Below are 6,111 nucleotides of genomic sequence, written 5' to 3'. Positions count from 1 at the left end.
ATGGCTCAACAGTGCGACAAGTTTATCGTGACAGGCAGGGTCCAAGGGGTTGGTTTTCGTTATCACACCGCTCATCAAGGACTAACGCTAGGCTTAACAGGCTATGCCAAAAATTTACATAACGGCGAGGTTGAAGTCATCGCCATTGGGAATAGTGAAAATTTGGAGCAGTTTTATCAGTGGCTTCAACAAGGCCCCAAAACGGCGAAAGTAATGTCGGTGTCGCGTGAATCACTTCTTTCTTATACTGAAAAATATAGCGGATTCGAAATACTTTAAAAGTAGCACCGCTTTGTGCTTTGTATGGTTAAGTTGCTTGGAGCTTAGTTTCGCACTACAAGCATTTGGCAGGTTTTGGTAACCCAGCAAGTTTAGTTGCTTGTTTGGCAGGGCCTTTTTTAAAGAGTTTGAACAGATATTTACTATTGCCTTTTTCCGGACCATGCGCTTTTTCCATCGCTTTGACTAACATACGCACTGCGGGTGAAGTATTAAACTCTTCATAAAAGTGGCGCACGAACCAAATGACTTCTAGATGAGCGTCTGTTAACTCGATATCTTCCTGACTGGCCAGTGTCTGGATCATTCCTTCTTCCCATTGGGTATGGTCTAGGAGGTAACCCTGAGCATCAGTTTCGACGGTTTTGCCATTGTATTCAAACATCTTTATTACTCGATTAAAAATCCGCGTTTAGGGTAGCGTAGTGAATGTGTGATCTCAACTGTTTAGAAAGCAAAAAGCCCGCAAGCTGTGGCTTGCGGGCTCGTTTGGACAAAATGTCGACGTAAATTAGTCGTCGTTCATAATGCCTAAAATAGCCAATAAGCTTGTGAACAAGTTCAGAATATTTAGATACATTGAGATGGTAGCACTAATGTAGTTTGTCTCTTCACCTCGTACGATGCGGCTTGTGTCAAATAGGATAAAACCAGAAAACACGAGCGCCGCGATGCTGCTGATCGCAAGTTGGCCAACGGTAGAACCAACAAAAATATTAATAATCGCTGCAACGATGACAATAATGAGGCCTGCCATTAAAAAACTTCTCATGAACGAAAAGTCTTTTTTAGTCGTAATGGTATAAGCGGATAAGCCCATAAAAACAAGGCCAGTAAGACCGAGTGCTTGAGCAATAATGCTAGAGCCATTCGGGATTGCCGCATAGTGATTAAGCATTGGTCCCAGAGCACCGCCCATTAATGTGGTGAACACAAATGTCCACACTATACCAGAAGAAGAGTTAATGGCTTTAGGCATCACGAAGAATAGAATACCGATTGCTCCCAACTGCATAGCGAGTGCCATGAATGGTGAAATCTGCATTGCCATTGTTGCCATCGCAGCAATAGCACTAGTGATAAGAGTCATTGAAAGCAAGAAGTAAGTATTCTTCAACACTTTATTAGTTTGTAGTGTGCTCTCTAAGCTAGCTGAGCGAGTAAACATTGGGCTGTTCATAATCTTCCTCGTAAGGGTTTATGTTTGTTTGTACATTTATGGGGCTGAATGAGCTAAAAAGCAAGCCCTGTATCGTATTTGTTTTGTGTAAATTTTAATAAAAATAGTCACTTAGATGTTAAAGAATGTGTAACACCATGTGTCTATGCTCATAAACAAAGAGAGAGGTGATGTTCACCTCTCTCTTTGTTGGTCGTTAATCCATTAATGATGGAGAATTTGAGAGAGAAAATTGCGCGTTCTATCGGATTGAGGATTTTCAAAAAATTCAACAGGGTTATTTTCTTCAATGATCTCACCAGCATCCATGAAAATAACGCGATCGGCCACTTCTTTAGCAAAGCCCATCTCATGGGTAACACAAAGCATCGTCATGCCTTCTCCTGCGAGTTCAACCATAACATCTAATACTTCCCGTACCATTTCCGGGTCAAGTGCAGATGTTGGTTCATCAAATAACATAATCTGTGGGTTCATGCACAATGAGCGTGCAATCGCAACTCGTTGCTGCTGACCGCCAGAAAGTTGACCGGGATATTTGTCGGCTTGATCAGGAATCTTTACGCGTTCCAAGTACTTCATCGCAACCGCTTCAGCTTCTCCTTTAGGCATCTTTTTTACCCAAATTGGAGCGAGTGTACAGTTTTCTAACACGGTTAAATGTGGAAAAAGATTGAAATGTTGGAAGCACATACCGACCTCGCGTCGCACAGCTTCGATATTTTTAAGATCTTCCGTCAGTTCGTTGCCCGCGACGACGATTTGTCCTTTTTGGTGCTCTTCCAAGCGGTTAATACAGCGAATCATGGTCGATTTTCCTGAGCCTGAAGGGCCACAAATAACGATCTTTTCGCCTTTTTTATCGGTAAGATTGATGTTCTTTAGTACATGAAATTCACCGTACCATTTATTCATATCATTAATCTGAATCATGATTTCTTCAGAAGGTGCGAGGTTGCGTTGCTGCGTCATAATACGTCCTTGATTTGTAGTTATCGTTTGTGACCAGTATGGAGTTTGTTTTCAAGCCATATCGAATATCTAGACATAGAAAAGCAGAACACCCAGAACACTAACGCGACAAATATATAACTTTCAGTAGAAAAGCCTAACCAATCCGGATCGGTATTGGCAGCTTGTCCAATACCGAGCACGTCAAACATCCCGATAATGAGTACTAAGCTGGTATCTTTAAATAGGCCAATGAAGGTATTAACGATAGATGGGATCGTGATCTTCAGTGCTTGCGGCAAAATAATCAAACCGACTTTTTTCCAGTAACTTAAACCTAACGCATCGGCGGCTTCGTATTGACCTTTAGGTATCGCTTGTAAACCACCACGAACCACTTCTGCCATATAAGCCGAACTGAACATAACCACCCCAATTAATGCTCTAACCAATTTATCCGTTTCTGAGCCTTGCGAGAGGAACAGAGGCAGCATAACGGATGCCATAAACAAAACTGTAATCAGTGGCACACCTCTCCAAACCTCGATGTAAACGGTACATAGGCTGCGAATAATGGGCATCTCGGAACGCCGGCCCAACGCCAGTACAACGCCAATCGGTAACGAGACAACAATCCCAACTAAGGCAATAATCAGCGTAACTAATAAGCCTCCCCACTTATGCGTTTCAACCACTTCTAGGCCGAAAAAGCCGCCATAGAGTAACGCCGCGATAAGAAATGGGTAGATGTTGACAAAAAACAACCAAATCCACGTTTTTTTCGGTGTATTTTCATAGGCGAGCAACGCACTAAAAATAGCAAGAGTGAAATAGAAGAGGCGAGGTCGCCATAGCTCAGCTTCTGGATAAAATCCATACATAAACTGATCCCAGCGTACGCTAATAAACACCCAACACGCCCCCTCACGAGTGCAATCACTACGTTGTGTACCTACCCAATCTGCATTAATAATCGCCCAATCGACAGTATGCCAAACAAGCCAGAAGGCGAAATACCCTAAGATCAGTGTAACGATGGAATTGAGTGCGTTATTAAAAAGATTTTTGCGCAGCCACCCAATGAAGCCAACGGTATTGGCTGGCGGTGGCAAGTTAGGTTGAAACTGATGTACTTTCATCTTATCTCTCCACCAAAGCAACTTTACGGTTATAGATATTCATTAATGCCGATGTCGTCAAACTGAGAGTGAGGTAAACACCCATAGTCATCGCAATAATTTCAATCGCTTGACCCGTTTGATTGAGCGTTGTGCCGGCAAAAACAGAAACCAAATCAGGGTAGCCAATCGCCATCGCTAATGATGAGTTTTTGGTTAAGTTCAGATATTGGCTGGTGAGTGGCGGAATGATGATGCGCAGCGCTTGAGGAATGACCACGAGTTTTAATGTTTTTGAACGAGATAATCCTAATGACATTGCTGCTTCGGATTGACCATGGCTCACCGCATTAATGCCAGAACGGACAATTTCGGCAATAAATGCGGCCGTATAAATACTTAGTGCAATCAGCAGTGCGGCTAACTCAGGGATAATACTGATGCCACCTTGGAAGTTGAACCCTTGCAGTTGTGGATACTCTGCTGACACTGGACGGCCCATAGCAAAGTACACAATGACAGGAAGTAGAATGCACAAGATAGCCGCAATTCTACCCATAGGCGTCTGCTGACCTGTTAAACGCTGTTTGTTTCGAGCCCAAATGCCAATAATTAAGGTGGTTAGTAAGCCAGCAAGAAAGGCAATAAAGATAAATGTGCTGCCACTTTCGAAAATGGGAGCAGGGAAGAACAGACCACGTACATTGAGAAAAATAGAATCCCCTAACTGCATGCTTTGCCTAGGCGATGGTAGAGCCTGTAACACGGCAAAATACCAAAAGAAAATTTGCAGTAATAAAGGAATATTACGGAAGATTTCTATATACACAGCAGCAAGTCGACTGACTAACCAGTTGGAAGAGAGACGAGCAATACCGATAAAGAAACCTAAAAGGGTGGCAAATACAACGCCTAAAAAAGAAACTAGCGCGGTATTGAGTAAACCTATGATAAAAGTTCGCCCATAACTAAAGGTTTCATTGTATTCGATCAAAGTAAGGCCAATCCCAAAGCCAGCTTCTTGATCTAGGAAGTCAAACCCCGTGGCAATGCCTCGAGAACTTAAGTTAGAAAGTGCATTGGTCACAATGGTGTAAAAGAAAAAAACCAGAACGAGAACAGCAATAATTTGAAAGGCAACTGAACGAAAAGTAGGATTGTAGAACAAATTTGCGCTTTTAGCCGAGGGAGCTCCTGAGCTAGCCGCAATAGTTTTAGTAGGTTTCATACAACTATAACCTCAAATCCATTTTTCCAAAAAGGCGGTTAAAACCGCCTATTTGGGATTGTGTGACTATTAACGAAGTGGTGGAGCGTACATAAAGCCGCCAGCATTCCACAACGCATTTGCACCTCGTGCGATTTGTAGTGGAGAACCTTTACCTACAGTGCGTTCAAAACTTTCACCATAGTTACCGACTTGTTTTACAATTTGGTATCCCCAATCATCGCGAATGCCCAAACCTTTACCTTTAGGACCGTCCAGGCCAAGTATGCGTTTGATATTAGGATCGCTAGATTTAAGCATTTCATCTGCATTTTTTGAGGTAATACCGTACTCTTCTGCGTTAACCATCGCATTGAGAGTCCATTTCGCCACGTTAAACCACTTGTCATCATCTTGACGAACAACGGGCCCAAGTGGTTCTTTAGAAATGATTTCAGGTAATACAACCGCGACGTTAGGATCAGTTAAGTTCAAACGTAACGCATACAAACCAGATTGGTCGGTTGTTAGAGCATCGCAACGGCCCGCGTCAAAACCTTTTGAGGTTTGCGCTGCTGTATCGAATACCACAGGTTTGTATTTCATGCCTGTGTTGCGGAAGTAGTCCGCCAAGTTCAACTCAGTAGTTGTACCGGATTGGACACAAACCGATGCCCCATCAAGCTCTTTTGCACTTTTCACTCCTAGGTCTTTTTTCACCATGAACCCTTGACCGTCATAATAGTTTACGCCGACAAAATTAAGGCCGAGTGCTGCGTCGCGTTGGAGCGTCCAGGTTGTATTGCGCGAAAGAACATCGATTTCACCTGATTGTAGGGCGGTAAACCGTTCTTTTGCTGTGAGTGGAACATATTTTACTTTCGATTTGTCACCAAGAACTGCTGCGGCAAGTGCCTGGCAATATTCAACATCAATGCCTTCCCATTCCCCTTTTGAGTTCGGGTTGGAAAAGCCTGGTAGACCAGTGCTCACACCACAAGTAATAAAACCTTGCGAAAGTACTTTATCTAAAGTGCTATCTGCTGCTGAAGCTGTCGTCGCCATCATGGCAGTAGAAGCTGCTACAACAGAAGCAAGAACAGTGAGTTTATTCGCCATTTGTATCCTTCCTGTATGATCCATGTTAAACCAGGTGACACCTGATACAACGTACTAAAAATGTTGTTGTGTAGCTTTCCAAGTTGTATTTGCATGCAATCGCACATTTACAAATCAACCGTTTATAAGCGTAGGTAATGATTTGTATTTTCTCAAATTAGTAATTTGAAAGATTTTTGATTAGATTCACAAACCTAAGCTGCAGCTAGAATGAACAAATGTTGCAAGATTGTAAATAGTGCAACCATGTTCAATAG

7 protein-coding genes are annotated in these 6,111 nt (G+C 42.7%); 1 reads left to right on the top strand and 6 read right to left on the bottom strand.

Annotated elements, in window-relative coordinates:
- On the top strand, positions 1-279 hold a 279-nt coding region (gene yccX / locus AACT21_RS05325), incomplete at its 5' end, for an acylphosphatase (RefSeq protein ID WP_094164415.1).
- A 55-nt stretch (positions 280-334) separates the two neighbouring features.
- Here the strand turns inward: yccX and AACT21_RS05320 are convergent.
- The 6 genes from AACT21_RS05320 to AACT21_RS05295 form a co-directional block, all read right to left on the bottom strand.
- Positions 335-664 carry a TusE/DsrC/DsvC family sulfur relay protein gene (locus tag AACT21_RS05320; RefSeq protein WP_047689503.1) on the bottom strand — a complete coding sequence of 110 codons (330 nt, stop codon included), beginning with the start codon at positions 662-664 and terminating at the stop codon, positions 335-337.
- A 126-nt stretch (positions 665-790) separates the two neighbouring features.
- Complete coding sequence (locus tag AACT21_RS05315) at positions 791-1,459, bottom strand: Bax inhibitor-1 family protein (protein ID WP_010318447.1); 669 nt, start codon at positions 1,457-1,459, stop codon at positions 791-793.
- A gap of 204 nt (positions 1,460-1,663) precedes the next feature.
- A complete protein-coding gene (locus tag AACT21_RS05310; protein WP_094164414.1) occupies positions 1,664-2,431 on the bottom strand; it encodes an amino acid ABC transporter ATP-binding protein in 768 nt (255 codons plus the stop codon).
- A gap of 20 nt (positions 2,432-2,451) precedes the next feature.
- Complete coding sequence (locus AACT21_RS05305) at positions 2,452-3,549, bottom strand: amino acid ABC transporter permease (protein WP_026028006.1); 1,098 nt, start codon at positions 3,547-3,549, stop codon at positions 2,452-2,454.
- Between the two features lies 1 nt (position 3,550).
- On the bottom strand, positions 3,551-4,756 hold the full coding sequence (locus tag AACT21_RS05300) for an amino acid ABC transporter permease (protein ID WP_017044681.1): 1,206 nt from the start codon (positions 4,754-4,756) through the stop codon (positions 3,551-3,553).
- Positions 4,757-4,825: 69 nt separating this feature from the next.
- A complete protein-coding gene (locus AACT21_RS05295) occupies positions 4,826-5,854 on the bottom strand; it encodes an amino acid ABC transporter substrate-binding protein (RefSeq protein ID WP_026027113.1) in 1,029 nt (342 codons plus the stop codon).
- Positions 5,855-6,111 lie beyond the last annotated feature (257 nt).

The sequence above is a fragment of the Vibrio sp. V08_P9A1T1 genome (assembly GCF_963874405.1).
Taxonomy (GTDB): domain Bacteria; phylum Pseudomonadota; class Gammaproteobacteria; order Enterobacterales; family Vibrionaceae; genus Vibrio; species Vibrio anguillarum.
This window is presented reverse-complemented; position numbering and strand designations above follow the sequence as displayed.